Annotated in this window: 26 protein-coding genes; 5 read left to right on the top strand and 21 right to left on the bottom strand. The window is 73.3% G+C overall.

Annotated elements, in window-relative coordinates; all coding sequences use genetic code 11:
* Positions 1 to 83: 83 nt before the first annotated feature.
* Positions 84 to 1,394 (top strand): ammonium transporter, encoded by a 1,311-nt coding sequence (locus ABZ923_RS20075; protein WP_361473359.1) that lies wholly within the window; start codon positions 84 to 86, stop codon positions 1,392 to 1,394.
* Positions 1,391 to 1,729, top strand: coding sequence for a P-II family nitrogen regulator (locus tag ABZ923_RS20080; RefSeq protein ID WP_189984269.1), 339 nt, complete (start codon positions 1,391 to 1,393; stop codon positions 1,727 to 1,729). Before ABZ923_RS20075 ends, ABZ923_RS20080 begins: the two co-directional genes overlap by 4 nt.
* Here the strand turns inward: ABZ923_RS20080 and ABZ923_RS20085 are convergent.
* From ABZ923_RS20085 to ABZ923_RS20135, 11 genes are all read right to left on the bottom strand, one after another.
* The gene (locus ABZ923_RS20085; protein WP_361473362.1) at positions 1,623 to 2,648 is read right to left on the bottom strand and encodes a DUF916 domain-containing protein; all 1,026 of its coding nucleotides are present in this window, start codon (positions 2,646 to 2,648) and stop codon (positions 1,623 to 1,625) included. The genes ABZ923_RS20080 and ABZ923_RS20085 overlap by 107 nt on opposite strands.
* 59 nt (positions 2,649 to 2,707) lie before the next feature.
* A complete protein-coding gene (locus ABZ923_RS20090) occupies positions 2,708 to 4,036 on the bottom strand; it encodes a beta-xylosidase (RefSeq protein ID WP_361473365.1) in 1,329 nt (442 codons plus the stop codon).
* 173 nt (positions 4,037 to 4,209) lie between these two features.
* Positions 4,210 to 4,686, bottom strand: a complete 477-nt coding sequence (locus ABZ923_RS20095; RefSeq protein ID WP_361473367.1) for a hypothetical protein — start codon at positions 4,684 to 4,686, stop codon at positions 4,210 to 4,212.
* A gap of 195 nt (positions 4,687 to 4,881) precedes the next feature.
* Positions 4,882 to 5,235 carry a cytidine deaminase gene (locus ABZ923_RS20100; protein ID WP_361473370.1) on the bottom strand — a complete coding sequence of 118 codons (354 nt, stop codon included), beginning with the start codon at positions 5,233 to 5,235 and terminating at the stop codon, positions 4,882 to 4,884.
* Between the two features lie 67 nt (positions 5,236 to 5,302).
* Positions 5,303 to 5,662, bottom strand: a complete 360-nt coding sequence (locus tag ABZ923_RS20105; RefSeq protein WP_361473372.1) for an MmcQ/YjbR family DNA-binding protein — start codon at positions 5,660 to 5,662, stop codon at positions 5,303 to 5,305.
* Positions 5,659 to 6,957, bottom strand: coding sequence for a hemolysin family protein (locus ABZ923_RS20110; protein ID WP_361473375.1), 1,299 nt, complete (start codon positions 6,955 to 6,957; stop codon positions 5,659 to 5,661). The genes ABZ923_RS20105 and ABZ923_RS20110 overlap by 4 nt, the downstream gene beginning before the upstream one ends.
* A gap of 9 nt (positions 6,958 to 6,966) precedes the next feature.
* Entirely contained in the window at positions 6,967 to 7,464 is a 498-nt protein-coding gene (gene ybeY, locus ABZ923_RS20115) for an rRNA maturation RNase YbeY (protein ID WP_030344958.1), read from the bottom strand.
* A 12-nt stretch (positions 7,465 to 7,476) separates the two neighbouring features.
* Complete coding sequence (locus ABZ923_RS20120) at positions 7,477 to 8,556, bottom strand: PhoH family protein (protein WP_361473379.1); 1,080 nt, start codon at positions 8,554 to 8,556, stop codon at positions 7,477 to 7,479.
* Between the two features lie 152 nt (positions 8,557 to 8,708).
* Positions 8,709 to 9,866, bottom strand: a complete 1,158-nt coding sequence (locus tag ABZ923_RS20125; RefSeq protein WP_361473382.1) for a PfkB family carbohydrate kinase — start codon at positions 9,864 to 9,866, stop codon at positions 8,709 to 8,711.
* Positions 9,867 to 9,940: 74 nt separating this feature from the next.
* On the bottom strand, positions 9,941 to 11,230 hold the full coding sequence (locus ABZ923_RS20130) for a glucarate dehydratase family protein (protein ID WP_361473385.1): 1,290 nt from the start codon (positions 11,228 to 11,230) through the stop codon (positions 9,941 to 9,943).
* Complete coding sequence (locus ABZ923_RS20135) at positions 11,227 to 12,183, bottom strand: 5-dehydro-4-deoxyglucarate dehydratase (RefSeq protein WP_361473387.1); 957 nt, start codon at positions 12,181 to 12,183, stop codon at positions 11,227 to 11,229. The genes ABZ923_RS20130 and ABZ923_RS20135 overlap by 4 nt, the downstream gene beginning before the upstream one ends.
* A gap of 216 nt (positions 12,184 to 12,399) precedes the next feature.
* On the opposite strand from ABZ923_RS20135, the gene ABZ923_RS20140 reads away from it, so the two are divergent.
* Positions 12,400 to 13,656 carry an MFS transporter gene (locus ABZ923_RS20140; RefSeq protein ID WP_361473390.1) on the top strand — a complete coding sequence of 419 codons (1,257 nt, stop codon included), beginning with the start codon at positions 12,400 to 12,402 and terminating at the stop codon, positions 13,654 to 13,656.
* Here the strand turns inward: ABZ923_RS20140 and ABZ923_RS20145 are convergent.
* The 10 genes from ABZ923_RS20145 to hrcA all read right to left on the bottom strand — a co-directional run bounded on the left by ABZ923_RS20145 (position 13,629) and on the right by hrcA (position 24,464).
* Positions 13,629 to 14,633, bottom strand: a complete 1,005-nt coding sequence (locus tag ABZ923_RS20145; RefSeq protein WP_361473393.1) for an adenosine deaminase — start codon at positions 14,631 to 14,633, stop codon at positions 13,629 to 13,631. The genes ABZ923_RS20140 and ABZ923_RS20145 overlap by 28 nt on opposite strands.
* Before the next feature lie 20 nt (positions 14,634 to 14,653).
* A complete protein-coding gene (locus ABZ923_RS20150; protein WP_361473395.1) occupies positions 14,654 to 15,559 on the bottom strand; it encodes a ribonuclease Z in 906 nt (301 codons plus the stop codon).
* 6 nt (positions 15,560 to 15,565) lie between these two features.
* Positions 15,566 to 15,919: a histidine triad nucleotide-binding protein gene (locus tag ABZ923_RS20155; RefSeq protein ID WP_361473398.1), complete on the bottom strand. Its 354-nt coding sequence runs from the start codon at positions 15,917 to 15,919 to the stop codon at positions 15,566 to 15,568.
* Between the two features lie 96 nt (positions 15,920 to 16,015).
* The gene (locus tag ABZ923_RS20160) at positions 16,016 to 19,156 is read right to left on the bottom strand and encodes a PDZ domain-containing protein (protein ID WP_361473458.1); all 3,141 of its coding nucleotides are present in this window, start codon (positions 19,154 to 19,156) and stop codon (positions 16,016 to 16,018) included.
* A 128-nt stretch (positions 19,157 to 19,284) separates the two neighbouring features.
* On the bottom strand, positions 19,285 to 19,806 hold the full coding sequence (locus ABZ923_RS20165; protein ID WP_361473400.1) for a hypothetical protein: 522 nt from the start codon (positions 19,804 to 19,806) through the stop codon (positions 19,285 to 19,287).
* A 160-nt stretch (positions 19,807 to 19,966) separates the two neighbouring features.
* Positions 19,967 to 20,359: a VOC family protein gene (locus ABZ923_RS20170; RefSeq protein WP_361473403.1), complete on the bottom strand. Its 393-nt coding sequence runs from the start codon at positions 20,357 to 20,359 to the stop codon at positions 19,967 to 19,969.
* A 16-nt stretch (positions 20,360 to 20,375) separates the two neighbouring features.
* Complete coding sequence (locus tag ABZ923_RS20175; RefSeq protein WP_361473406.1) at positions 20,376 to 21,125, bottom strand: 16S rRNA (uracil(1498)-N(3))-methyltransferase; 750 nt, start codon at positions 21,123 to 21,125, stop codon at positions 20,376 to 20,378.
* On the bottom strand, positions 21,122 to 22,210 hold the full coding sequence (locus tag ABZ923_RS20180; protein ID WP_361473409.1) for a nitronate monooxygenase: 1,089 nt from the start codon (positions 22,208 to 22,210) through the stop codon (positions 21,122 to 21,124). Before ABZ923_RS20180 ends, ABZ923_RS20175 begins: the two co-directional genes overlap by 4 nt.
* A gap of 100 nt (positions 22,211 to 22,310) precedes the next feature.
* Positions 22,311 to 23,447: a molecular chaperone DnaJ gene (dnaJ, locus tag ABZ923_RS20185; protein ID WP_361473412.1), complete on the bottom strand. Its 1,137-nt coding sequence runs from the start codon at positions 23,445 to 23,447 to the stop codon at positions 22,311 to 22,313.
* The gene (gene hrcA / locus ABZ923_RS20190) at positions 23,448 to 24,464 is read right to left on the bottom strand and encodes a heat-inducible transcriptional repressor HrcA (protein WP_361473415.1); all 1,017 of its coding nucleotides are present in this window, start codon (positions 24,462 to 24,464) and stop codon (positions 23,448 to 23,450) included.
* Positions 24,465 to 24,626: 162 nt separating this feature from the next.
* On the opposite strand from hrcA, the gene ABZ923_RS20195 reads away from it, so the two are divergent.
* Together ABZ923_RS20195 and ABZ923_RS20200 are read left to right on the top strand one after the other, a co-directional pair.
* Positions 24,627 to 25,349, top strand: a complete 723-nt coding sequence (locus ABZ923_RS20195; RefSeq protein ID WP_361473418.1) for an MBL fold metallo-hydrolase — start codon at positions 24,627 to 24,629, stop codon at positions 25,347 to 25,349.
* A 131-nt stretch (positions 25,350 to 25,480) separates the two neighbouring features.
* Positions 25,481 to 26,290 carry a DUF3097 domain-containing protein gene (locus tag ABZ923_RS20200; protein WP_361473421.1) on the top strand — a complete coding sequence of 270 codons (810 nt, stop codon included), beginning with the start codon at positions 25,481 to 25,483 and terminating at the stop codon, positions 26,288 to 26,290.
* Positions 26,291 to 26,317 lie beyond the last annotated feature (27 nt).

Genomic DNA, 26,317 nt, shown 5'->3' on the forward strand with positions numbered 1-26,317 from the left:
ACGTCACGGAAACACACCCGTACGCGACCGGAAACGCACACCGGTGACCCTCTGACGCAGCCCCCACACCGTTGGAGACGCCCGTGACCCTCGCCGCCGCCCACGTGAACACCGGCGACACCGCCTGGCTGCTCGCCGCGACCGCCCTCGTCCTGCTGATGACCCCGGGCCTCGCCCTGTTCTACGGCGGCATGGTCCGCACGAAGAGCGTCCTCAACATGCTGATGATGAGCTTCGTGTCGATCGCCCTGGTCACGGTCGTCTGGCTGGCGGCCGGCTACTCCCTCGCCTTCGGCGACGACATCGGCGGCGGGCTGCTCGGCGGCCTGGAGCACGCCGGCATGCGCGGCCTCGGCCCGCACAGCGTCCACGGCTCGGTCCCCACCGTCCTCTTCGCCACCTTCCAGCTGACCTTCGCGATCATCACGGCCGCGCTGATCAGCGGCGCGGTCGCCGACCGGACGAAGTTCTCGGCGTGGCTGGTCTTCGTACCGCTGTGGGCGCTCCTCGTATACGTCCCCGTCACCCACTGGGTGTGGGGCCCGGGTGGCTGGATCCTCGACCGGCTCGGCGCCCTGGACTTCGCGGGCGGTCTGCCCGTCGAGATCACCTCCGGCGCCTCCGGACTGGCGCTCTGCCTCGTCCTCGGCCCCCGCCTGGGCTTCAAGAAGGACGCCATGCGCCCGCACAACCTGCCCATGGTGGTGCTCGGCGCCGGTCTGCTCTGGTTCGGCTGGTTCGGCTTCAACGCCGGCTCCGCGCTCGGCGCGAACGGCCTCGCCGCCGCCGCGTTCCTCAACACGCTCGCCGCCGGCTGCACCGGCCTGCTCGGCTGGCTCTTCGTCGAGCAGAAGCGCGACGGCCACCCGACCACCCTGGGCGCGGCCTCCGGCGCGGTCGCCGGCCTGGTCGCGATCACCCCGTCCTGCGGCACGGTCTCCCTGCTCGGCGCCCTGGTCGTGGGCCTCGCCGCCGGTGTCGTGTGCAGTTACGCCGTCGGCTGGAAGTTCAAGCTGAACTACGACGACTCCCTGGACGTCGTCGGCGTCCACCTGGTCGGCGGAATCATCGGCACCCTGCTGATCGGCCTGTTCGCCGAGCGGGCGATGACCGGCGGCGCGGAGGGCCTCTTCTACGGCGGCGGCCTCGCCCCGCTCGGCAGGCAGCTGCTGGCCGTGGTGGTCGTGGCAGGGTACGCCTTCGGGGTGACGTACGGCCTCGGCAAGCTGCTCGACAAGGTGCTGGGCTTCCGGGCGAGCGAGGAGCAGGAGCACACCGGCCTGGACCTTACGGTGCACGCCGAGACCGCATACGATCACGGCGTCCTGGGCCACGGCGCCCCGGTCAGCTCGTCCGTCCTCTCCTCCGCCCAGAAGGTCAAGTCCCAGGCATGAAGCTCATCACCGCGATCGTCAAGCCGTACCGTCTGGACGAGGTCAAGACCGCCCTGCAGGAGCTGGGGGTGCACGGTCTGACCGTGACCGAGGCGAGCGGCTACGGCCGCCAGCGCGGCCACACCGAGGTGTACCGGGGGGCCGAGTACCGGGTCGACCTGGTGCCGAAGGTGCGCATCGAGGTCGTGGTGGAGGACGCCGCCGCCGACGACGTGATCGACGCGATCGTCAGGGCCGCGCAGACGGGGAAGATCGGGGACGGGAAGGTGTGGTCCGTTCCCGTGGAGACGGTCGTCCGGGTGCGGACCGGCGAGCGCGGACCCGACGCGCTCTGACCAGCAGCGCCCCGGTCAGCACACCGGCGGCGAACACCAGCGTCACCACGAGCCAGGGCAGCGCGAGGAAGCCGGCGCTCGCCGACTCCCGGGTGTCCTGGGCGCGCGCGGTGAGCGTCACGTCCGCCCGGTCGAGCTGGGGCGCCCCGCGCCAGGTCTCGGTGAGCCGCACCCGCTGCCCCGGCAGCAGTTCCGCGGGCACCCGGGTCAGCTGCCGGTCGAGCAGCGTACGGCCGAACAGTCCGCGCGCCTTCAGCTCCACCTTGGGGCTGAGGGTGACGTTGCCGGTGTTGCGCAAGGTGTAGGAGACGGTGGCCGTGCTGTCGCCGAGGCCCGGGACCAGCGGCTGGTGGTGGCCGATCCGCAGGTGTTCGACGGCGAGCGCGGGCAGGGCGGGTCCGCCGACCCGGAGGTAGACGCGGGCGCCGACGGCCCGCCGGACACCGAGGGCCAGCTTGCCGCTGCCGGGGTCGACCCGCTCGTCGAGCGCGACGATGGCGCCGGGGTGGTCGCCGGGTTCGGCGCCCTCGGGTACCTGGAGCGTGAAGGGCACGGTGACGGTCCGGTGCCCCGGCACGGTGATCCGGGACCTGGCGGGTCTGGCCCAGGCGCCGACCCCGCGCATGCGTTCCCCGGCGGTGCGCACGGCGAAGCCGCCGTCCCGGGCGGTGTTGTAGGCGTCGGCCGCGTACAGCCGGAAGGTGAGCGGCCGGCCGGTCCGGTTCCGCACGGCGACCTCGTCGGTGAGGGTCTGGCCGGGTTCGGCGGAGAGGGTGAAGTAGGGCCGCGCGGCGATCTTCGAGGCGACCGGGTAGACGGACCAGCTGCCGTTGTCGGCGGCGTGCGCCGGACCCGCCGGCAGACCGGACAGGCCGAGCAGACCGAGCAGGCTCAGGAGGAGGACGTGCGGCTTGCGCATGGGTGCGGACCCCCACGGACGAGGGACAGGGGAACGGGCGGGTGCGGACGCCCGCACGCTCAGGTGAGCGTCAGCGTGAGCACCCCGGAGTACGCGCCGGGCGGTGTGAACGCCGGTACGTCCAGGGAGAGCCGGGCGTCCACGGTGAACTCGCCGCCGGTGAGCGTGCCGTTGGCGGTGGAGGCGAGGGTCGCGCCCGCGCTGCCCACGGTGCCCGCCGAACCGGCCTTGCAGGTGCTGGGGCTGCCCGCCTTGGTCGCGCAGGCCGGGGTCCAGCTCAGCCGGCCGGCGTCGATCTTGGCGCCGGGGCCGGTGAAGTCGGTGACCTTGCCGGTCAGGGACCAGCCCGCGGGCCCGCCGCGGAAGTCCTTGACGGTCACCGTGTTCAGGCTGCCGGTGGAGGCCCCGCCCCGGCCGAAGTCGACGCCCGACAGGGCGACGGAGTCCCCGGCCTGGGACATCGACAGGGTGCCCGCCTTGACGGTGGTGGTCAGCTTCTGGCTGCCGGCCGGGACGGGCGTGTTGTCGTTGACGACGTAGGCCGCGGGCCCGGCGCCCTTGTCGGGGTTCCAGGAGGCGCCCTCGTAGGCCACGATCCCGGTCGTCGTCCTGTCGTTGACGACGAGGGTGCCGCTGAAGGAGCCCTGGGCGTTCGCGGTCACGGTCGCGGTGTCCGCGGTCTGCTTGTCGCCGGCCCGCCCGGCCAGGGTGACGGCCGCGCCCGGCGTGAAGTGCGTCCCGCTCACCGTGACGCCGGCTCCCACGTCACCGGAGGCGGAACCGAGCGAGATGGCCCGGGGGTCGGCCGGGGTGCCGTCGGTCGCGGTGACGGTCTGCGAGACCGGGGCGGGCGGGGTGATGACCGTGCACGGGGTGTCCAGCTCCAGGATGTAGCTGGTGTGGATGGTGTAGTCGCCGGGCGAGAGGGTGATCTGCCCGGCCTTGGTGACGGTGAAGGTGCCGGTCATGGAGAAGGACGGGAAGGCCGCCTTGCCCGGCACCGGCGGGTTCTTCTTCGGCCCGGTGACGGTGATGTCGCCGCTCTGGGCGCCGCCGAGGGTGACCTTGCCGGTCGGGGTCATGATGTCGGCCGGCAGGGCCAGGTCGGTGGGGTTGCTGGCGGCGGCCGTGACCACGGTGTAGGTCACGGTGACCGTGTCGCCGACCTTGGGACTGGTCTTGTCCGCCGAGACGTTGGCGGTGGTGGTGCCGTCGATCGGCGGGATGCCCGCGACGGCCGGCGGGATGCAGTGCGTGGCGAAGTCCACGTTCGTGCCGGCGGCGCCGGCCGGGCAGGCCAGCGCGCCGCCCGCGGTGACCGCGAGGGCGGTCGACCCGAGCAGTGACGCCCAGCGCCACCGTCGGGCTCTTCGGGGTGTCGGACCCATGGGCCCCCTCCTGAGGGTTGCGGGCGCAGCGGCTCGTCTGCGCCGACAGGGGGCATTGATGTGGAGCGGGGGTGAGAAGTCAATGGAGATGCCGCAGAAATCTGACGGATCATCAGTTTCTGCGGCATCCGGGGTGGTTACGGCACGATCCGGAACGGATCGCCCGGTCGGGGTCAGCCGAACACGAAGGGACCGGGCGCCTGCTTGGCCGTGGCCGTACAGGTCACGGTGACCCCGAAGATCACCATCTTCAGCGAGCCGCCGTACGCCTCCAGGCTGTCGCCGGGGGCCACGGTGCCGGGCAGCGGGCCGACGGTGACCGCCGAGCCGCTCGCCATGGCCGGGTTCTTCGTGCCGCTGAAGACGGTGGTGCCGCCGCTCGCCTTGACCATGGTGAGCGTGGAGGTGATCGAGTCCTGGGCCACCGCGACCGGCGCCTTGATCGCGGTGGAGGTGAGGGTGAGGGTGGCCGAGCCGCCGCTCTGGGTGGCGGTGAGCGTGGCCGTACCGCCGCCGAAGATGCCGCAGTTCGCCGTGATGGTCGCCGACTGGGGAGTGACGGCGGCCGCGGTGGGCGCGAAGGCCAGTCCGGTGACCGCGAGGGCCCCGGCCGCCAGTGCCGCACCTGTCGCCGTGCGCTTGCCTCTCATGGGGATCCGCTTCCCTTCCCTGGTGGGGAGTGCCGTGCGGGGACGCCCGACGGACGAAGGAGGCCTGCGCAGGCGGGTGCGGGCACGTGCGCGGCGATGCGGATCTGACGGTCCGTCGGATGCTACGGGACCATTGACGCGCGCGGGCAGGACCGCGACAAGGTTGAATTCAGGCCGACCTGTTGTTCGGTCGGTTCAGGGGGCGGCGACGGTGGCCCGCACGGTGCCGTCCGGCGAGGCGAGCAGCACCGGCGTCCCGGCACCGCCCAGGTCGGCGACGGCGGCGAGGTCCTCGGCCGGCACCGATTCCGCCTCGCTCACCACGGCCGCCGCCTCCAGGGACGCGGCCCCCGACGCCACGGCCATGGCGACCGCCGTCCGCAATGCGCTCAGCTTCAGCGAGGGGAGCCGCACCGACCCGGCGACGTACGTCCGCCCGGTGTCGTCCCGCACGGCCGCCCCCTCGGGCACACCGTTGCGGGCCCGCGCGGAACGGGCCAGGGTGACGATCTTGCGGTCCTCGGGATCAAGCGCGTTGCTCTCGGTCATGCCCCGAGCATACGAAGTCGCGCCGGCACCCCGGGCCCGCGCCCCACCGGCCGCGGCCGGCACCGGCTCACGGCCGGTCCAGCCGCAGCCGCTCCGCCCTCGGCAGACCCGCGACGACGAGGTCGTACGAGTCCTCGATCAGCTCCCGCACCAGCCGGTCGGGGAGGCCGCCGTCCACGGTCACGGTGTTCCAGTGCCGCTTGTTCATGTGCCAGCCGGGGACGATCAGACCCTCGTGCTCTCCGCGCAGCCGCAGCGCGTCCTCCGGGTCGCACTTGAGGTTCACCGTCAGGGGCCGCGCGTCCAGGTGCGTCAGGGCGAACATCCTGCCCAGCACCTTGAAGACCGAGATCTCCGGGCTGAACGGGAAGTCCTCCACGGCCGCGTTGAAGGACAGGCAGAAGGCTCGCAGCTCCCGGGGGGTCACTCGGCCCTCTCCTCCTCGGCGACGGGCACGGGGACCGGCTCCACCAGCACCGTGACGATCTTGTTGCGGCGGCCGGCGGCGGCCTCGGCCGTCAGCTTCAGCCGGCGCTCGTCGGGCAGCTCGACCTCGGCGGAGGCGCCGGCGATGGGGACGCGGCCGAGGGCCTTGGCGAGCAGTCCGCCGACCGTCTCCACGTCCTCGTCGTCGTACTCCTCCAGGCCGTACAGCTCGCCGAGGTCGGTGATGTCCAGGCGGGCCGTGACCCGGAAGCGGTCGTCGCCGAGGTCCTCCACCGGCGGGAGTTCCCGGTCGTACTCGTCGGTGATCTCGCCGACGATCTCCTCCAGGATGTCCTCGATGGTGACGATGCCGGCGGTGCCGCCGTACTCGTCGATGACGACGGCGACGTGGTTGCGGTCCTTCTGCATCTCGCGCAGCAGGTCGCCGGCGTTCTTGGTGTCGGGCACGAACACCGCCGGGCGCATGGCCGTGGACACCAGGTCGCCCTCCGCCTCCCGGCTGATGTGCGTCTTGCGGACCAGGTCCTTCAGGTACACGATCCCGACGATGTCGTCCTCGCTCTCGCCGGTGACCGGGATCCGGGAGAAACCGGAGCGCAGGGCGAGGGTGAGGGCCTGGCGGATGGTCTTGAAGCGCTCGATGGTGACCAGGTCCGTGCGCGGCACCATCACCTCGCGCACGAGGGTGTCGCCCAGCTCGAAGACCGAGTGCACCATCCGGCGCTCGTCGTCCTCGATCAGCGACTCCTTCTCCGCCAGGTCGACCAGCGCGCGCAGCTCGGCCTCGGAGGCGAACGGGCCGCGCCGGAAGCCCTTGCCGGGGGTGAGCGCGTTGCCGATGAGGATCAGCAGGGACGGGATCGGCCCCATGATCCGGGCCAGCGGCAGCAGCACGTACGCCGCCGCGGTCGCCGTGTTGAGCGGGTGCTGGCGGCCGATGGTGCGCGGGGAGACGCCGACGGCGACGTACGACACGAGCACCATGACGCCGATGGCGATCAGCAGGGCCTGCCAGGTGGCGAACTCCTGCAGGCAGGCGTAGGTGACCAGCGCCGCCGCGGCCATCTCGCAGGCCACGCGGACCAGCAGGGCCACGTTCAGGTAGCGGGTGGGGTCGGCGGCGATCTGGGCGAGCTTGGCGCTGCCCCGCCGGCCGGACTTCACGGCCTCCTCGGCGCGGAAGCTGGAGACGCGCGCGAGGCCCGCCTCGGCGCAGGCGGCGAGCCAGGCCACGACGACCAGCGCGATCGCGCCGACCACGATCTGCGGAGACATACGGCCCGCTTACGAGACGGTCGGCGCCGGGGACGGCCCGGTCATACCGCGCTCGGCCCGCCACCCGTCCACGATGGCGGCCTGGAGCCCGAACATCTCGGCCTTCTCGTCGGGCTCCTCGTGGTCGTACCCGAGCAGGTGCAGCACGCCGTGGACGGTGAGCAGCTGGAGCTCCTCGTCCATGGAGTGCTGCGTGGGCGCCTCGGCCCCCTGCTTGGCGGCGACCTCCGGGCACAGCACGATGTCGCCGAGCAGCCCCTGCGGCGGCTCGTCGTCGTCCTTGGACGGCGGGCGCAGCTCGTCCATCGGGAACGACATGACATCGGTGGGGCCGGGCAGGTCCATCCACTGGATGTGCAGCTGCTCCATGGCGTCGGCGTCCACGACGATCACCGAGAGCTCGGAGAGCGGGTGGATGCGCATCCGCGCGAGCGCGTAGCGGGCGATGTCGAGGATCGCCTGCTCGTCTACCTCGGTGCCGGACTCGTTGTTGACGTCGATCGACATGGTCGTGCTGGTCTACTTCCCCTTGGTGCCCTTGGCGCCGGACTTGCCACGGACGCCCTTGGGAGCGCCGTTCTCGGTGCCGTACTTGCTGTCGTACTGCTCGTACGCGTCGACGATACGGCCCACCAGCTTGTGCCGTACGACATCGTGGGACGACAGCCGGGAGAAGTGGACGTCCTCGACGCCCTCCAGGATCTCCTGCACCTGCCGGAGACCCGACTTCTGCCCGTTCGGCAGGTCGACCTGGGTCACGTCACCCGTGATCACGATCTTCGAGTCGAAGCCGAGGCGGGTGAGGAACATCTTCATCTGCTCGGGGCTCGTGTTCTGGGCCTCGTCCAGGATGATGAAGGCGTCGTTGAGCGTGCGGCCGCGCATGTAGGCGAGCGGCGCGACCTCGATCGTGCCGGCGGCCATCAGCCGCGGGATCGAGTCCGGGTCGATCATGTCGTGCAGCGCGTCGTACAGCGGGCGCAGGTACGGGTCGATCTTCTCGTAGAGCGTGCCGGGCAGGAAGCCGAGCCGCTCGCCCGCCTCCACCGCCGGACGGGTCAGGATGATCCGGTTGACCTGCTTGGACTGGAGGGCCTGCACGGCCTTGGCCATGGCCAGGTAGGTCTTGCCGGTACCGGCGGGGCCGATGCCGAAGACGATCGTGTGCTTGTCGATCGCGTCGACGTACCGCTTCTGGTTGAGGGTCTTGGGGCGGATGGTGCGACCGCGCGAGGACAGGATGTTCTGCGTCAGCACCTGCGCCGGGGTCTCCGACCCGTCGCTCGTCCCGTTGTCGCTCGCCTTGAGCATGGCGATCGAGCGTTCCACTGCGTCCTCCGTCATCGGCTGCCCGGTGCGGAGCACCAGCATCATCTCGTCGAACACGCGCGAGATCAGGGCGACGTCCCCCGGGTCGCCGACCGCGCTGATCTCATTGCCCCGGACATGGATGTCGGCCGCCGGGAAGGCCCTCTCGATCACACGCAGGAGGGAGTCGCCGGAACCCAGCACGGTCACCATGGGGTGCTGGGCGGGGACGGTGAACTGCGCTCTCGCCTGCTCCTGCGCGGGGGTGTGAGCTGTGGGTGTCTCTGTCATGGGCCGGCGCTGAAGGCCTGCGCTTCCTCCTCGTCACGGCCGCACGGCTGAGGGCGGCCTCGCACGTCCAGGGTACGACGGAGGGCTGACAACGCCGTAGGGCTTTTCATACGACCGGCTCTCCCGGGCCGAGCCGCGATCCGGGCGGGCGTTCAGCCGGACCGGCGGAAACCGATGGTCGGCACGGCCCGCCGCAGCGGCCAGGGCCGGTCCAGCTCCTCCGGCACCAGGCCCTCCAGGAACTCGTACCGCCGCAGCGCCGCGGGCGACTGCCCCGGCAGCGACTGCACGCGCCGCCACCACGCCCCGATCTCCGACCACCCCGGCGCCGACAGCGACCCACCGAACTCCTGCACCGACAGCGCGGCCGTGAGTCCGGCGAAGGCCAGCCGGTCCGCCAGCGGCCACCCCGCCAGGGAGCCCGTCACGAACCCGGCGACGAACACGTCCCCGGCCCCCGTCGGATCCAGCGCCTCCACCGCGATCGCCGGCACCTCCGCCGTCTCCCCGGTCCGCCGGTCCACGGCGTACGCGCCCTCCGAGCCGAGCGTCACCACGGCCACCGGCACGTACTCGGTCAGGGCGTGCGCGGCCAGCCGCGGGCAGTCGGTCCCGGTGTACCGCTTCGCCTCCTCCGCGTTGGGCAGGAACGCCTCGCAGTGCTCCAGGTCGGCCAGGCCGGACAGGTCCCACGCGCCCGTCTCGTCCCAGCCGACGTCGGCGAAGATGCGGGTGCCCACGCGGGCGGCCTGCGCGATCCACGGCGCGCCGCGCCCGGGGGTGAGGGAGGCCACGGCGGCCCGCGAGCGCGGTGGCCGGTCGGCGGCCGCCTCCTGGCGGAGGACGGCCTCGGTGGGCGGCTCGTGCCCGTGGGAGACCATGGTCCGCTCGCCCTCGTAGGCCATGGAGACCGTGACCGGGGAGTGCCAGCCGGGTACGGTCCGCGAGGCCGAGAGGTCGATGCCCTCGCCCTGTTCCAGCGCGTCCCAGCAGTACTCGCCGTAGTGGTCGTCGCCGAAGGCCGCGGCGAGGGCGGTGCGCAGGCCGAGCCGGGCCAGGGCGGTGGCCATGTTGGCGACCCCGCCGGGGCTCGAGCCCATGCCCCGGGCCCAGGACTCGGTGCCGCGCACCGGCGCCGAGTCCAGGCCGGTGAAGATGATGTCGAGGAAGACCGTGCCGGTGAGGTAGACGTCCCAGGGCGGGTCGCCGGGGGCGCGCAGCGCGGCGAGCGGGTCGACCTGGGTCTGGCAGCGCGCTGCCTGGGTGAGGTGTTCCGGTTCCTCTCCGGTGAGGGTGTGCGACGGCGTCACGGTGCGCTCCCTGGCGTGGTGCGGTTCTGGCCAGTGTGCACCAGGTCACGCACCGGTATCCCGTGCGGCGCCGGTCACCAGCGGGGCATCACCGGTGTCCGCCAGTCCGGTTCGGCCCTGCGCATGGCCGCCGCGTCGTCGCGGTCGCGCAGCGAGCCGTCGTCCTCGGCCCACCTCCGGTGCAGCCGGTCCAGCGCGCCGCGGTCCAGTTCGACGCCGAGGCCGGGCGCGTCGGACACGGCGACCCGGCCGCCCGCGAAGGCGAGCCGCTCGGTGAGGACGTCCTCGGACTGCCAGGGGTAGTGGGAGTCGCAGGCGTGGTGCAGGTCCGGGACGGTGGCCGCGACCTGGGTCATCGCGGCGAGGCTGATGCCGAGGTGGGTGTTGGAGTGCATGGACACCCCGACGCCGAAGGCGGCGCAGATCGCGGCGAGCTGCCGGGTGTTGCGCAGGCCGCCCCAGTAGTGGTGGTCGGAGAGGACGACCTGCACGGCGTCCTTCGTGAACGCCTCCTTGATCTCGCCGAAGGTGGTGACGCACATGTTGGTGGCGAGCGGGATGTCCGTGCCGGCGGCCACCTCTGCCATGGCGGGCGTGCCGAGCGTCGGGTCCTCCAGGTACTCCAGGACGTCGCCGAGTTCCTTCGCGACCTTCAGCGAGGTCTCCACGGACCAGGCGCCGTTGGGGTCGAGCCGCAGCGGGTGGCCGGGGAAGGCCTCGGCGAGGGCGCGGACGGCGGCGATCTCCTCGTCGGGCGGGAAGACGCCGCCCTTGAGCTTGAACGAGCCGAAGCCGTGCAACTCCTGGAGCCGGCGCGCCTGTGCCACCACGCCGGCCGGGTCGAGCGCGGCACCCCACGGGTCCGGCTCGGCGGGGACGCCCGCCGGGTGCCGGTCCCACTTGTAGAAGAGGTAGGCGCTGTACTCGACGGCGTCCCGCACCTTGCCGCCGAGCAGCGCGTGCACGGGCAGCCCGAGCGCCTTGCCCTGGGCGTCGAGGCAGGCGACCTCGAAGGCGGACAGCACGGACAGCCGGAGCTTGTCGGCGCTCTGCACACCGCGCAGCCCGCCGGCGTCCACCTCCCCCTGCACCCGGGACTCGTCGACACCGAGGTCGATCTCGAACAGGCCGTTCACATCCATGACCGAGCGCCCGGTGAGTCGCTCGGCGAGCGGCCGGGCCAGTTCCAGGTACTTGGTGTCGCCGTAGGTCTCGCCGAGCCCGGTGATCCCGTCGGCGGTGACGAGTTCCACGATCAGCCGGGGGGTGTACGGCTGGTGCACGCCCTGGGTGTTGAGCAGCGGCGGGTCGGCGACCAGGATCGGGGTCAGCCGCACCTCGGCGATGGTCAGGTCACGGGTCACAGGGAGGCTCCTACGAGGTCGAGTCCGGCGGTGAGGAGGGCCTTCAGGTCGGCGAGGTCGGCGGGCGCGGGATCGATGAGCGGGGCGCGCACGGGCCCGACGGGCTGGCCGCGCAGCCGGGCCGCCGCCTTCACCAGGGACACGGCGTATCCGGGTGCGCGGTCGCGGAGTTCGACGAACGGGACGTAGAAGGCGCGCAGCAGCTTGTCGACGGTGCCGTGGTCCCCGTCCCGGAGCGCGGCGAAGAAGACGCCGGCGACCTCGGGGGCGAAGGCGTGCACGGCGGAGGAGTAGGCGGGGACACCGACGGCGGCGTAGGCGCGGGCCTGGATCTCGGCGGTGGCGGCGCCGTTGAAGAAGAGGAAGCCGTCGGGGGCGGCCAGGGTGAGGCGCTGGAGCCGGTCGAGGTCGCTGTGGCCGTCCTTGACCCCGATGACGTTCGGGATGCGGGCGATGCGCCGCAAGGTGTGGGCGGTGTAGGCGACTTGGCCGCGCTGGTAGGCGATCAGCGGCAGCCGGGTGCGGGCGGCGAGCTGTTCCAGCTGGGCGGCGAGGCCGTCCTGCGGGGCCTCGGTCAGGTAGTGCGGCAGGACGAGCAGGGCGTCGGCGCCGGCCTCCTCGGCGATCCGCGCGAACCGGGCGGCCTGCGCCCAGCCGTATCCGGTGCCGGCGACCACGGGCACCCGGCCGGCCGCCTCCTGGACGGTGGCGGTGACGACCGTCCGGTACTCGTCCTCGTCCAGCGAGAAGAACTCGCCGGTGCCGCAGGCCGGGAAGACGGCGCCGGGCCCGGCGGCGAGCCGGCCGGCGACATGGGCGCGGAAGCCGTCGGGGTCGAGGGTGCCGTCGTCGTGGAAGGCGGTGAGCGGGAAGGAGAGCACGCCCCGCGCCATCCCCTCCCGCAGCCGTCGCGCCACGTCCTGCGGAGCCGGGTCGCCGCCCACCTGGACCATCTCCTCTTATGAATAGCGTCTACATATGAGAACAGAGGCTAGACGCTCCTACCCCCTTCCACCACCCCCAAACGCGACCGTGGCCCGGATCACACCCACCGGACTTCTTCCGGAACCGCGTGCTTGATACAACTTGCTCGCGCGTTCCCGTCCCTCGACGGCCGTCGCCCAACCCCCTTTTCCGAGCCGCTCCTTCCGCCTGCCCTGGGAACGCCCGTGTCCGCCCCCCGCACCCTGCCCTGGCCCCTCGTCGCCCTGTTCACGGCCGGGTACCTCGCCCCGTACCTGCTGCCCACCACCGTCGGCAGACTCGCCGCCGGGCTCCCGCTCACCGCCACCCAGGCCGGTGCCGTCGGCAGCGCCCTGCTGCTCGCTTCGGCGACGGCCGGCTTCCTGCTGGCCTCCCGCGTCGACCGGACCGGCCCGCGCACCCTCGCCCGCGCCGGCCTCGCGCTCGCCGCCCTCGGCTACGGCGGCGCCGCCCTCACCACCGTCGTACCGGCCGTCGTCGCGGGCGCGGTGATCGGCGGCCTCGGGTCGGGAACGGTGACGGCGGTGGCCGCGAGCGGCATCGCCGCCGTGGGGGTCCCCCCGCACGAGGGCGTCCGAGCGTGGGCGCGGGATCCGCACCGGGTCACCACGCTGGGCCTGCTCGGCGTCTCCGCCCTCGCCGGCGCCCTGTACCTGACGATCCCCCACCTCGGGCCCGGCCACGGCCTGCCGCTGGCCGCGATCGCCCTGACCGCGCTCGCCGTCTGGCCGCTCACCGGCCGCCTGCCCGCCCGTACGGCCCCGGCCCGCAGGGCCCCCGGGTACGACCGTCTCCCCCACCCCCGGGCCGGGCTCCTCCTGGCCGCCGCGATGCCCTTCTGGTCCCTCGCCCAGAACGCCCTGTGGGGTGTCAGCGGGCGCATCGGCCTCGACCAGGCTCACCTCACCGAGGTCACCGTCGGCGCGGTCTTCGCGGTCGCGCTCGGCGCCGGGCTCCTCGGCGTCGTCGGCGCGGGCGCGCTCGGCCCGCGGCTGGGCCGGGCGCTGCCCATCGGCGCCGGTACGGCCCTCATCGCGGGCTGCATCGCGCTCAGCGCGGCGGCGGCCGGCCTGCCGGCGTTCGCGGCGGGCGAGATCGCCTGGAACCTGCTCTACCCGGTCGTGCTGTCGTACCTCATCGCCCTGGCCGCGTCCCTGGACCCGCGCGGCCGCTGGACGGTCCTGGTCGGCTCGGCGTCCTCCCTGGGCACGGCGGCGGGCCCGCTGACCGGCAGCGTGCTGGCGGACCGGGCGGGCTTCCCGGGGATGGGGCTGGCGCTCGCCGCGGGGCTGCTGCTGGTCGCCGTACCGCTGACGGCGGTGGCGCTGCGGACCGGCAGGCGCACCCTGCCGGTCGCCGGACTCCCGGTGCTGGAGGTCCCGGTGGAGACGCCCGTCGTGCCCGTCCGGCGCGCCTACGACACCGCGTCCCCGAACCTGTAGGCGTCGACCTCGGCCAGATACCGGGCCCTGCGCTCCTCGTCGTCCTCCAGGAAGGAGGCGAGGAAGGAGTTGCGGGCCAGCTCGCGCAGCCGTTCCTCGTCGAGGCCCAGCGCCGAGCGCACCGCGTCGAAGTTGTCGCCCGCGTACCCGCCGAAGTACGCCGGGTCGTCGGAGTTGACCGTGCACAGCAGACCGGCGTCGAGCATGGCCGGCAGCGGGTGGTCGGCGAGGGTGTCCACGGCGCGCAGCCGGACGTTGGAGAGCGGGCACAGGGTCAGCGGCACCCGCTCCCGCACCAGCCGCTCGACCAGCGCCGGATCCTCCATGCAGCGCAGGCCGTGGTCGACGCGCTCCACGCCGAGCACGTCCAGCGCCTCGGTGATGTACTCCGGCGGGCCCTCCTCGCCGGCGTGCGCGACCCGGCGCAGCCCGAGCGCGGCGGCGGCCTCGTACACCTCCCGGAACTTCACCGGCGGATGCCCGACCTCGGCGGAGTCCAGGCCGACACCGGTGATCCGGTCCAGGTACGGCTTCGCGGCCTCCAGGGTGGCGAGGGCCGACTCGGCGGACTCGTCGCGCAGGAAGCACATGATCATCCTGGTGGAGACGCCGTGGTTCGCCTCGCCGGCGCCCAGCGCCCGCCACAGCCCCTCCACGACCGTGCCCATGGCCACGCCCCGGGCCAGGTGGGCCTGCGGGTCGAAGAAGATCTCCGCGTGCCGCACGCCCTGCGCGGCGGCCCGGGCGAGATAGGCGTCGGCCAGGTCGGCGAAGTCCTGCTCGGTGCGCAGGACGGCCATCAGCTCGTAGTAGAGGTCCAGGAAGGACTGGAGGTCCTCGAACTGGTAGGCCTTGCGCAGGGCGTCGGTGTCCGCGTACGGAAGGGTCACACCATTGCGGGCGGCCAGCTCGAACGCCAGCTCGGGCTCCAGGGTGCCTTCGATGTGGAGGTGCAGTTCTGCTGTGGGGAGGGGCATCAAAGCATCGTACGGGTGGTTTACCGCCGTTTCGGAACCGGCACCCGCAGCAGGTCATAGGCCACGGTCAGCTCGCCCTCGAAGCCGGCCGCCCGTGCCTGCCGCTCGAACTCCTCGGGTTCGGTGTAGCGCTGGCTGAAGTGGGTGAGGACCAGGTGCCGCACGCCGGCGTCCCGGGCCACGGCGGCGGCCTGCCCGGCCGTCAGGTGCCCGTGCTCGACGGCGAGTTCGACGTCCTCGTCGAGGAACGTGGACTCGATGACGAGCAGGTCGCAGCCCTCCGCGAGCGCGTGCACGCCGTCGCAGAGCCGGGTGTCCATGACGAACGCGAACCGCTGCCCGCGCCGCACCTCGCTGACGTCCTCCAGGGTTACGTCCCCGAGCCGGCCGTCGCGCTGGAGACGGCCCACGTCCGGGCCCCTGACGCCGTGCGCGGCGAGCCGCTCGGGCAGCATGCGGCGGCCGTCGGGTTCGATCAGCCGGTAGCCGTAGGACTCGACGGGGTGCGAGAGCCGGCGGGCCTCCAGGGTGTACGAGCGGGTCACCGCGAGGATGCCGTCGGCGGCGACCGGGGCCTCGGTGAGGCCGACCGTCTCCCGGTAGGCGGTCGCGTAGCGCAGGCGGTCGAAGAAGCGCTGACCAGAACGCGGATAGTGCGCGGTGACCTCGTGCGGCACCCGGTCCAGGTTGATCCGCTGGATGACGCCCGCGAGACCGAGGGAGTGGTCGCCGTGGAAGTGCGTGACGCAGATCCGGTTCAGGTCGTGGGCGGCGACCCCGGCGCGCAGCATCTGCCGCTGCGTGCCCTCGCCGGGGTCGAACAGGATGCCCTCGCCGTCCCACCTCAGCAGGTAGCCGTTGTGGTTGCGGTGCCGGGTCGGGACCTGGCTGGCGGTGCCGAGGACCACCAGTTCACGTACGGACACGGTTGCTCACCCGGGGGGCCACTGGAGGCCGCGGCCGCCGAGGACGTGCGCGTGGGCGTGCCAGACGGTCTGGCCGGCGCCGCTGCCCGTGTTGAAGACGACGCGGTAGCTGTCGAGCTTCTCCTCGTCGGCGACGGCCTGGGTCTCGCGCAGGACGTCGGCGGCGAGTTCCGGCGCCCCGGCGGCGAGGGCCGCCGCGTTCTCGTAGTGGGCCTTGGGGATCACCAGGACGTGGGTCGGGGCCTGGGGGTTTATGTCCCGGAAGGCTACGGTCGTGTCCGTCTCGCGGACGATCGTCGCCGGGATCTCCCCCTTGACGATCTTGCAGAACAGGCAGTCGTCCTGCGGTTCTCCGGCCATGCGCTGCGCTCGCTTTCACCGATGATCAATGTGGTTGGCATGGTAGTCGTTCGGCTGCGGCTCGTCCGTGGCTCGTCGCGCGGTTCCCCGCGCCCCTCACGCCGGCATGTCCGGCGGAGATTTCGCGGGGCTGGTCTCCAGTGCCTCCAGCGCGAGCCTGACGGCCTCGTCCAGCTGGGCGTCCCGGCCCGCTGCCCAGTCCTGCGGGGTCTGGACGACCTCCACGTCCGGGTCCACGCCGTGGTTCTCCACGTCCCAGCCGACGCCCTCCAGCCACATCGCGTACTTCGGCTGGGTGACCAGGGTGCCGTCGACCAGGTGGTAGCGGCTGTCGATGCCGATGACACCGCCCCAGGTGCGGGTGCCGACGACCGGGCCGATACCGAGGGCCTTGATGGCCGCGTTGACGATGTCGCCGTCGGAGCCGGAGAACTCGTTGGCGACGGCGACGACCGGGCCGCGCGGTGCGTCGAGGGGGTAGCTGGTGGGGCGCATGCCGCGCGGGATGTCCCAGCCGATGATCCGGCGGGCCAGCTTCTCGACCACGAGCTGGGAGGTGTGGCCGCCGCGGTTCTCCCGGACGTCGACCACCAGGCCCTCGCGGGCCACCTCGACGCGCAGGTCGCGGTGGATCTGGGCCCAGCCGGGGGCCTGCATGTCGGGGACGTGGAGGTAGCCGAGGCGGCCGGCGGAGGCCGCGTGGACGTGGGCGCGGCGGTCGGCCACCCAGGCGTGGTAGCGCAGGGGTTCCTCGTCGGCGATCGGGACAACAACGGTGTGGCGCGGCTCGCCGCCGCCGGCCGGGGAGACGGTCAGTTCGACGGGGTGGCCGGCGGTGCCCACGAGCAGCGGGCCGGGGCCCGTCACCGGGTCCACGGGATGGCCGGCGACCGCGATGATCGCGTCCCCGGGGCGGACCGCGACCCCGGGTGCGGCGAGCGGGGAGCGGGCGTCCGGGTCGGAGGTCTCCGAGGGGAGGATCCGGTCGATGCGCCAACTGCCGTCCGCGTGGCGGGAGACGTCGGCGCCGAGCAGGCCCTGCCGGGGGCCGCCGGAGCCGCCGCGCGGGATGACGTAGGCGTGCGAGGTGCCGAGTTCGCCGTGCAGCTCCCACAGCAGGTCGACCAGGTCGCTGTGGGTGGCGAGCCGGCCGAGCAGCGGGCGGTAGCGGTCCAGGACGCCGGCCCAGTCGGTGCCGCCGAGGTCGGGCCGCCAGAAGTGGTCGCGCATGAGCCGGCCGGTCTCGTCGTACATCTGCCGCCACTCGGCGGCCGGGTCGACGGTCTGCCGGACGCGGGCGAGGTCGACGGTGACGCTGCTGTCGCCGTCGTCCTCGGTGCCGGTGCGGCGGTCGCTCGGGACGACCCGCAGGCGGCCGTCGCTCCACAGCAGGACGCGTTTGCCGTCGCCGCTGACCTCGAAGTGGTCGGCGGTGGAGGAGAGGTGCTCCAGGCGGCGCTGGGCCAGGTCGTAGCGCTCCAGCTCGCTGTGCGGCTCGGGGTCCTCCGGGTGCGCGCGGGAGGCGCCGAGGACGCCCTCCACGGGGTGGCGCAGCCAGAGGACGCCGTCCTTGGCGGCCCGCAGCGTGGTGTAGCGGCCGGCCTCCACCGGGAACGGCACGATCCGGTCGGCGAGCCCTTCGAGGTCGATCCGGGTGGCCGGGGTGCCCTCGCTGTCGGGGGTCTCGTCCTTGTCGGGGGCCTCGAACGGGCGGCCGTGGCGCTGCGGGCCGAACGGCGAGGGGGTGGTGGCGGCCAGGGTGATCAGGTGCGGGCGGGCACCGACCACGAACGCGAGGTCGAAGGCGTGCTCGTCGTAGACCGGGTCGAAGGCGCGGTTGGAGAGGAACGCGAGGTGCTTGCCGTCGAGGGTGAAGGCGGGCGCGTAGTCCTGGAAGCGCAGCGGGGTCGCCTCGGTGACCGAGAGGTCGGTGGTGTGGGCGATGCGCAGCTGGGAGAGCGGGCGGGGGCCGGGGTGGGCCCAGGCGAGCCAGGCGGAGTCGGGCGAGAAGGCCAGGCCGAAGACCTCGCCGTCGTCGCTGCGGTCGACCTCGCGGACCTCGCCGGTCTCGCGTTCGACCATGAGCAGCCTGCCGTCGTGCGCGGCCACGGCGGCCCGGCTGCCGTCGGGGGCCACGGCCAGCTCCAGGACCCGGCCGAGCTGTCCGGCGGCGAGCCGGCGCGGCGGGGCGCCGGGCACGGTGCCGGTCGCGGGAGAGAACTCCAGGGCGTCCTCGCCCTCGGCGTCCGTCACCCACACCACCCACTCCTCGCCCTCTGCGCGGAAGGCGCGCGGCATCCGGGCGCGCACGCCGGGGGTGGCGGCCAGGGCGCGGGCCGGGCCGGAGCGGTGGGTGACCCAGTGGATCCCGCCGCGCACGCAGACGGCGCTGCCGCGCGCGGTGTGGTCGGGGGACGCCGCGTCGAACCAGTGGGCGGCGTTCACCGGGCGGGGCCGCAGATCGATCCGTGGCCCGCCCAGCCGCACCTCCAGCCGGCGCGGCTCGGCACCCTCCAGGTCGTCCAGCAGCCAGAGTTCACCGGCCGAGCCGTAGACCACCCGGGTGCCGTCACCGGCGGCGTGCCGGGCGTAGAAGCCGTCGAGTGGCGAGTGCCGGCGCAGGTCGGAGCCGTCGGCGAGGGAGGAGTAGAGCGCGCCGGTGCCCTCGTGGTCGGAGAGGAAGGCGATCCGGTCCCCCGCCCACACCGGGCACTCGATGTTCCCGGCGATGTCCTCGTGCAGCCGGACGAACGCGCCGCTGCCGTCCCGGTCGATCCACAACTTGCCCGCCGTACCGCCCCGGTAGCGCTTCCAGTGGGCGGCCTCGCGGCCCATCGGCGCGGACAGCAGCACGGTGGCCGGCCCGAGGGCCACATCGCCGACCGGGCCGTACGGCAGGGTCTCGGCCGGTCCGCCGTCCAGCGGGACGGCGTGCGCCCAGCTGTGCCGGGAACTGGGCCGGCCGTGCGCGCCGAGCGCGAGCACCCGCCCGTCGGGGGTCCAGCCGAGCACCTCGGTACGGCGGTTGCCCCAGTACGTCAGCCGCCGGGCGGGGCCCCCGTCGACCGGGGCGACGTGCACCTCGGGGGCGCCGTCCCGGGTGGAGGTCCAGGCGAGGTGTCGTCCGTCCGGCGATATCCGGGGCCGGGTCACCGGCGTGTTGTCGGCGCTGACCCGCCAGGCCCGGCCGCCGTCCAGCGGGGCGAGCCACACGTCGTCCTCGGCGACGAAGGCCACCAAGTCGCCGTGCGGATGGGGGAATCGGAGATAGGCGGACGTTCCGGTTTCCGTGGTTCCCGTCGAAGCACCCTGAGTCACCCCGTCACTCTACGCAGCGACCGGTGTGCCCCGCTGCCGGTTTCGGATCACTTGCCCTGCACGGGCCAGACGGTCCGCGTGACGGTGACGGTCACGGTCACCTCCGGCTTCGGCTGTCCCCCGGTCGGCGGGCGGTACGTCGGCCCGGGCGTCGCCGCGCAGTTGCCGAGCCCGTCGGCGTGGAACACCCGCCGGCCACCGACCTCGGCCGTCAGGTCACCGCGCACGCAGGCGCCGTCGACGGCCTTGGTCACCAGCCCGGCGACGACGATCTTCCGCCCGTCGTCCGTCTCGCCCTGGCAGTCGACGGAGACGACGGTGCTCTCGGTCGGCGCGGGCGAGGTGCCGCGCGTGCGGTCGTCGCCCTGGCGCCCGGTGCAGGTCAGCCAGGCGACGTTCACGTGCCGGTGCTCCAGCGCGGCGGTCGCGGTCCGGTCGGTGGTGTAGGCGACGGTCGCGGACCCGAGCCCGCCCGGCTGACACGCCGTGACGGCACCCGCGCCCACCCCGACGAGCCCCACCACGGCCACCGCGCGCACCCCGCGCCGTATCCGCCTCGATACGCCCATACACGGCAGCGTGCCACCGGCCCGAACGGTGCGGAAGACCGCATACGGCCACTCACTCGTTCGGGGTGCGCCCCCGGAAGGGGCGCGGGAACCGCGCGCCCAGCCGCACCGGTGCCGCGGGCGACGGACGGCCGTCACCGCGCCCCGGCGGGGCGCGCCGTCAGCCGCGCAGCAGCAGCCACTCCTGGAGTTCGACGAGGTTGCCCTCCGGGTCCTTGAGGTGGGCCACGCGCATGCGGTCGGTCATGGGGGCCGGGCCGTGCAGCAGGACCGCGCCGCGGCCGGTGATCGCGGCGCAGTAGGCGTCGAGGTCGTCCACGCGCAGGACGACCAGCGAGCGGTGCCCGGTGGCGGTGTCGCCCAGTTCGTCCAGGACCTCGGCCATCATCGCGCGGTCCTGCAGCGCGATCCCGGCGGAGCCGGTGTGCGGACTGAACTTCTCGTACGGGCCGCGGGCCGCCCCGGACTGCGGCTTCAGGCCGAGGACGTCGGCGTAGAAGCGGTAGCAGGCGGCGAAGTCGGTGACGAGCAGCCGGACTTGTGCCAGTTCCAAGGTGTCCCCCGGGGAGTCAGGACCAGCGGCCGGTACGGCCCAGCAGCAGGGCCGCGGCGGCGGTGCCGGCGGTGGAGGTGCGCAGGACGGTGGGGCCGAGGACGTAGGGCTGCGCGCCCGCCTCCGCGAAGAGCGCCAACTCCTCCGGCGAGACGCCGCCTTCGGGGCCGACGACCAGCACGATCTCGCCCTCGGCGGGCAGTTCGGCGGTGGCCAGGCGCGCGTCGCCGCTCTCGTGCAGCACGGCGGCGAAGTCCGCCCGGGCGAGCAGGGCGCCCACCTGCTTGGTCGTCGCCGCGTCCGCGACCTCGGGGAAGCGGACCCGGCGGGACTGCTTGCCGGCCTCGCGGGCGGTGGCCCGCCACTTGCCGAGGGCCTTCAGCCCGCGCTCGCCCTTCCACTGGGTGATGCAGCGGGACGCCTGCCAGGGCACGATCGCGTCGACGCCGACCTCGGTCATCGTCTCGACGGCCAGTTCGCCGCGGTCGCCCTTGGGCAGGGCCTGGACGACGGTGATACGCGGGCTGGCCGGCGGCTCCTCGTGCACGGACTCCAGGTCCGTGACGACCAGCCGGTCCTTGCCCTCGGCGGCCTTGACGACGCCCTCCGCCCAGCGTCCGCGCCCGTCGGTGAGGACCACGTCCTCGCCCGGCCGCAGCCGCTTCACGGACACGGCGTGCCGGCCCTCGGGGCCGTCGAGCACGAAATCCGGCCCGATCCGGTCGAGTCCTTCGAACCGGTCGACGACGAAGACGGGCGCGGTCATCGCGGGTCACCTCCGGCTCGCTGCGGGTCCGACAACGCTGTCCCGGCCTCGGCGAGTTCGGCCGCCAGCACCTCCACCAGCCGTCCGGCGGGCAGTTCCCGGGCCATCCGGTGGCCCTGCCCCGCCCACAGCGCCATGCCCTGCGCGTCCCCGGCCTTGGCGGCGGCCTTGCGCAGCGGGGAGGTGAGGTGGTGGATCTCCGGGTAGGCGGCGGGCGCGTACGGGCCGTGCTCGCGCAGGAAGCGGTTGACCAGTCCGCGGGCCGGGCGGCCGGAGAAGGCGCGGGTCAGCTCGGTGCGCGCGAACAGGGGGTTGGTCAGCGCCTGTTTGTGCAGGGCGTGCGCGCCGGACTCGGGGGTGGCGAGGAAGGCGGTGCCCAGCTGGGCCGCGCACGCGCCCGCCGCGAGGACGGCGGCGATCTGACTGCCGCGCATGATGCCGCCGGCCGCGACGACCGGGATGCGGACGGCCTCCCGGACCTGCGCGATCAGCGCCAGCAGTCCGATGCCGGAGCCGTCGTTCTCCGGCAGGTCCCGGTGGGTGCCGTGGTGTCCGCCGGCCTCCGCGCCCTGGGCGATCACCGCGTCCGCGCCGGCCCGCTCGACCGCGCGGGCCTCCTCGGCGGTGGTGGCGGTGACCAGGGTGTAGGTCCCCGCCCGGCGGAAGGTGTCGAGCACCTCCCGGCTCGGCACGCCGAAGTGGAAGGAGACCACCGGCACCGGGTTGTCGAGGAGGACGGCGAGCTTGGCATCGTAGCCGTCGTCCCGGCCGCTGTCCGGGTCGCCCAGCTCGGTCTCGTACCAGGAGGCCTCGCCGGCCAGCTGGTGCGCGTACACCTCCACCGCGCCGGACTCGGCGTGCTCCGGCTGCGGCATGAACACGTTCACGCCGAACGGCCGGTTCGTGAGCCCCCGCAGCTGCTTGATCTCCTGGTACATGCCGTCGGCGGTCTTGTACCCGGCAGCGAGGAACCCGAGGCCACCGGCCTCGGAGACGGCGGCGGCGAGCTGCGGGACGGAGACGCCGCCCGCCATGGGGGCCTGCACGATCGGGTGGGGGAAGAGATCGGTCAGCGCGGAGGACATGACCGCATGTTGTCACGTCCTCCGAACAAGTCCGAATCCGGGCGTCCCCCGGCATAGGACACCGGCATAGAGGGTGCGGGAGCACCCCCTACGCCCGGATTCAGCGCCCGTTGAAGGCGTCCTTCAGCCGCGAGAACAGCCCCTGCTGACCCGGCTGGAACTGGCCCTGCGGGCGCTCCTCGCCGCGGAGCTTGGCCAGCTCGCGCAGCAGTCGCTCCTGCTCGGGGTCCAGCTTGGTCGGGGTGGTCACCTCGACGTGCACGATCAGGTCGCCCCGGCCGCCGCCGCGCAGATGCGTGACACCCCGGTTGTGCAGCGGGATGGACTGGCCGGACTGGGTACCGGGCCGGATGTCGACCTCCTCCATGCCGTCCAGCGTCTCCAGCGGCACCTTCGTACCGAGGGCCGCCGCCGTCATCGGGATCGTGACCGTGCAGTGCAGGTCGTCGCCGCGCCGCTGGAACATCGGGTGCGGCAGCTCGTGGATCTCGACGTACAGGTCGCCGGCCGGACCGCCGCCGGGGCCGACCTCGCCCTCGCCGGCGAGCTGGATCCGCGTGCCGTTGTCCACACCGGCCGGGATCTTCACGGTGAGCGTGCGGCGGGAGCGGACCCGGCCGTCGCCGGCGCACTCCGGGCACGGGGTCGGCACGACCGTGCCGAAGCCCTGGCACTGGGGGCAGGGACGCGAGGTCATGACCTGGCCCAGGAAGGACCGGGTGACCTGGGAGACCTCACCGCGGCCGCGGCACATGTCACACGTCTGCGCGGACGTGCCCGGGGCCGCGCCCTCACCGTTGCAGGTGTTGCAGACGACCGCGGTGTCGACCTGGATGTCCTTGGTCGTCCCGAAGGCCGCCTCGTCCAGCTCGACCTCGATCCGGATCATCGCGTCCTGGCCGCGCCGGGTGCGCGAGCGCGGCCCGCGCTGCGACGCCGTGCCGAAGAACGCGTCCATGATGTCGGAGAAGTTGCCGAAGCCGCCGGCGCCGAAGCCGCCCGCGCCCGCGCCGCCCGACTGGGAGAGCGGGTCGCCGCCGAGGTCGTAGACCTGCTTCTTCTGCGGGTCCGACAGCACCTCGTAAGCGGCGTTGATCTCCTTGAACCGCTCCTGGGTCTTCGGATCGGGGTTGACGTCCGGGTGCAGCTCGCGCGCGAGCCGACGGAACGCCTTCTTGATCTCATCCTGCGACGCGTCGCGGCGCACGCCGAGAACGGCGTAGTAGTCCGTGGCCACTTACGACTCCGCCAGGATCTGTCCGACGTACCGTGCCACTGCGCGTACCGCTCCCATCGTTCCCGGGTAGTCCATGCGGGTCGGTCCGACCACGCCGAGCTTGGCAACCGCCTCGCCGCCCGAACCGTAGCCGACCGACACGACGGAGGTGGAGTTGAGTCCCTCGTGGGCGTTCTCGTGACCGATACGCACGGTCACGCCCGGTTCCTTCGCCTCGCCCAGGAGCTTGAGGAGCACGACCTGCTCCTCCAGGGCCTCCAGGACGGGCCGGATCGTGAGGGGGAAGTCATGTCCGAAGCGGGTGAGATTGGCGGTACCGCCGATCATCAGCCGCTCCTCGTTCTCCTCCACCAGTGTCTCCAGCAGAGTGGAGAGCACCGTGGAGACCGTACCGCGGTCCTCCGGCTCGAAGGCCTCCGGCAGGTCCTCGACCAGCTTCGGCACATCGGTGAACCGGCGGCCCGCGACCCGGCTGTTGAGCCGCGCCCTGAGGTCCGCGAGCGAGGACTCGCCGAACGGCGCCGGGCAGTCGACCATACGCTGCTCGACCCGTCCGGTGTCCGTGATCAGCACGAGCATCACGCGCGCGGGAGCCAGCGAGAGCAGCTCCACGTGCCGGACGGTGGACCGGGTCAGCGACGGGTACTGGACCACGGCGACCTGCCGGGTCAGCTGCGCCAGCAGCCGCACCGTGCGCGCCACGACGTCGTCCAGGTCGACGGCGCCCTCCAGGAAGTTCTGGATGGCCCGCCGCTCGGGCGCGCTCATCGGCTTCACGCCCGCCAGCTTGTCCACGAACAGCCGGTAGCCCTTGTCCGTGGGGATCCGCCCCGCGCTGGTGTGCGGCTGGGCGATGTACCCCTCGTCCTCCAGGGCCGCCATGTCGTTGCGGACGGTCGCCGGGGAGACCCCGAGGTTGTGCCGCTCGGTCAGGGCCTTCGACCCGACCGGCTCCTCGGTGCCGACATAGTCCTGGACGATGGCGCGCAGTACCTGAAGCCTGCGTTCACTCAGCATTCGCGCGCACCTCCAGCATGTCGTCCCCTCGTCCCTTCGGGTCGTCGGCCTGGCACTCTTCGCATGCGAGTGCCAACGTTCCCCGGCCCAGTGTACGGCTGTCGGGTACACACTGGGCAAGGTCGGGCCCCGGTACGGGGTCGTACCGCTAGCGTCGCCGCTATGACCGTGACTTGGGAAGAGCTGGGGTGGGAACGGCTGACCGCCGGGGTGGGGCGGTGCCGGCTGCCCGGCTGGGACTGCACGGCGGGGCTGGTCCTCGGGGAGGGTACGGCGCTCCTCGTGGACGCCGGGTCGAGCCTGGCGGAGGGGGCCCGGCTGCGCGCGGCGGCCGAGGAGCTGGCGGGCGGCCGTGTGACCCATCTCGCGCTCACCCACCCCCACTTCGACCACGTGTTCGGCGCGTCCGTGTTCGCCGGGGCGGAGGTGTTCGCGGCGGTGGGCCTGGACGCGGCGCTGGCGTACGACCGCGAGGAGCTGCGCCTGGACGCGGTCAGGAACGGGCTGCCGGTGGCGGACGCCGACGAGGCGGTGGACGCGCTCGTCCCGCCCGGCCACCTGGTCTCCGGCGAGTGGACCCTCGACCTCGGCGGCGGCCGGCAGGCGCTGCTGGCCAACGTGGGCCCCGGCCACACGGCGTACGACCTCGCGGTCCTGGTGCCGGGGGATCCGGAGGTGGTGTTCTGCGGCGACCTGGTGGAGGAGTCCGGCGAGCCCCAGGCGGGCCCGGACGCGGTCCCGGCCCGCTGGCCGGACGCCCTCGACCGGCTGCTGGCCCTCGGCGGCGAGGACGCGCTGTACGTACCCGGTCACGGAGCGGTGGTGGACGCGGGCTTCGTCCGCCGCCAACGGGACGCCCTGGCAACGCGGTTCGGCGTGATCTGAGCCCCTCCTCCCGCCCGGCACCGGCGTGTCGTACGCCCCGCCGCACGGCTTCTCCTATCGTCATCCGAATGCGCCCACCCGTCTCCCGCCACCGCCCTTCCCATGAGGGCCCTTCGGGCCCGCGCCCTCGTGTGTACTCCGCCGACCTGACCCCTCCCTGGAAGAAGCCGACGCCGGCACCGGAGGTTCCTGCCGAGCCCGGCCTGGTGGTGGAGGAGCCCGGCACCGGGTTCTGCGGGGCGGTGATCCGCTGCGAGGCCGGCACGGTGACCCTGGAGGACCGCTTCGGCAAGCACCGGGTGTTCCCGCTGGAGCCGCGCGGCTTCCTGCTGGAGGGCAGGGTGGTGACGCTGGTCCGGCCGTCCTCCTCGGCTCCGGTACGGCCCGCCCGCACGGCCTCCGGTTCGGTCGCCGTCCCCCAGGCCCGCGCGCGCGTGGCCCGTGCCGGCCGCATCTACGTGGAGGGCCGGCACGACGCCGAGCTGGTCGAGAAGGTGTGGGGCGACGACCTGCGCATCGAGGGCGTGGTCGTGGAGTACCTGGAGGGCGTGGACGACCTGCCGGCGATCGTCTCCGACTTCGCCCCGGGCCCCGACGCCCGCCTGGGCGTCCTGGTGGACCACCTGCTGCCCGGCACGAAGGAGTGGCGCATCGCGCAGTCGGTGACCAGCGAGCACGCCCTGGTGGTCGGCCACCCGTTCATCGACGTCTGGCAGGCGGTGAAGCCGGCGTCACTGGGCATCCCGGCGTGGCCGGCGGTGCCGAAGGGGCAGGACTGGAAGACCGGGGTGTGCCGGGCCCTGGGCTGGCCGTCGGAGAACACCGGCGCGGTGTGGCAGGCGATCCTGAAGCGCGTGGGCTCCTACAAGGACCTGGAGCCGGAGCTGCTGGGACGCGTGGAGGAGCTGATCGACTTCGTCACGGGCGGCGACGGGGCCTGACGCACTCGGGGCCGGCGGTCAACGGTC

The organism is Streptomyces sp. NPDC046881 (assembly GCF_040645015.1).
Taxonomy (GTDB): Bacteria; Actinomycetota; Actinomycetes; order Streptomycetales; family Streptomycetaceae; genus Streptomyces.

Excerpts from the sequence above, each read along its gene's own strand:
- ABZ923_RS20090 (WP_361473365.1), bottom strand. The coding sequence starts at position 4,036 with ATGGGTCCGACACCCCGAAGAGCCCGACGGTGGCGCTGGGCGTCACTG.
- ABZ923_RS20120 (WP_361473379.1), bottom strand. The coding sequence starts at position 8,556 with ATGACAGAGACACCCACAGCTCACACCCCCGCGCAGGAGCAGGCGAGA.
- ABZ923_RS20155 (WP_361473398.1), bottom strand. The coding sequence starts at position 15,919 with ATGGCCGGAGAACCGCAGGACGACTGCCTGTTCTGCAAGATCGTCAAG.
- ABZ923_RS20080 (WP_189984269.1), top strand. The coding sequence starts at position 1,391 with ATGAAGCTCATCACCGCGATCGTCAAGCCGTACCGTCTGGACGAGGTC.
- ABZ923_RS20135 (WP_361473387.1), bottom strand. The coding sequence starts at position 12,183 with ATGGTCCAGGTGGGCGGCGACCCGGCTCCGCAGGACGTGGCGCGACGG.
- ABZ923_RS20100 (WP_361473370.1), bottom strand. The coding sequence starts at position 5,235 with ATGACCGAGAGCAACGCGCTTGATCCCGAGGACCGCAAGATCGTCACC.
- ABZ923_RS20085 (WP_361473362.1), bottom strand. The coding sequence starts at position 2,648 with ATGCGCAAGCCGCACGTCCTCCTCCTGAGCCTGCTCGGTCTGCTCGGC.
- ABZ923_RS20165 (WP_361473400.1), bottom strand. The coding sequence starts at position 19,806 with ATGGGCGTATCGAGGCGGATACGGCGCGGGGTGCGCGCGGTGGCCGTG.
- ABZ923_RS20095 (WP_361473367.1), bottom strand. The coding sequence starts at position 4,686 with ATGAGAGGCAAGCGCACGGCGACAGGTGCGGCACTGGCGGCCGGGGCC.
- ABZ923_RS20175 (WP_361473406.1), bottom strand. The coding sequence starts at position 21,125 with ATGACCGCGCCCGTCTTCGTCGTCGACCGGTTCGAAGGACTCGACCGG.
- hrcA (WP_361473415.1), bottom strand. The coding sequence starts at position 24,464 with ATGCTGAGTGAACGCAGGCTTCAGGTACTGCGCGCCATCGTCCAGGAC.
- ABZ923_RS20110 (WP_361473375.1), bottom strand. The coding sequence starts at position 6,957 with ATGTCTCCGCAGATCGTGGTCGGCGCGATCGCGCTGGTCGTCGTGGCC.
- ABZ923_RS20195 (WP_361473418.1), top strand. The coding sequence starts at position 24,627 with ATGACCGTGACTTGGGAAGAGCTGGGGTGGGAACGGCTGACCGCCGGG.
- ABZ923_RS20145 (WP_361473393.1), bottom strand. The coding sequence starts at position 14,633 with ATGCCCCTCCCCACAGCAGAACTGCACCTCCACATCGAAGGCACCCTG.
- ybeY (WP_030344958.1), bottom strand. The coding sequence starts at position 7,464 with ATGTCGATCGACGTCAACAACGAGTCCGGCACCGAGGTAGACGAGCAG.
- ABZ923_RS20180 (WP_361473409.1), bottom strand. The coding sequence starts at position 22,210 with ATGTCCTCCGCGCTGACCGATCTCTTCCCCCACCCGATCGTGCAGGCC.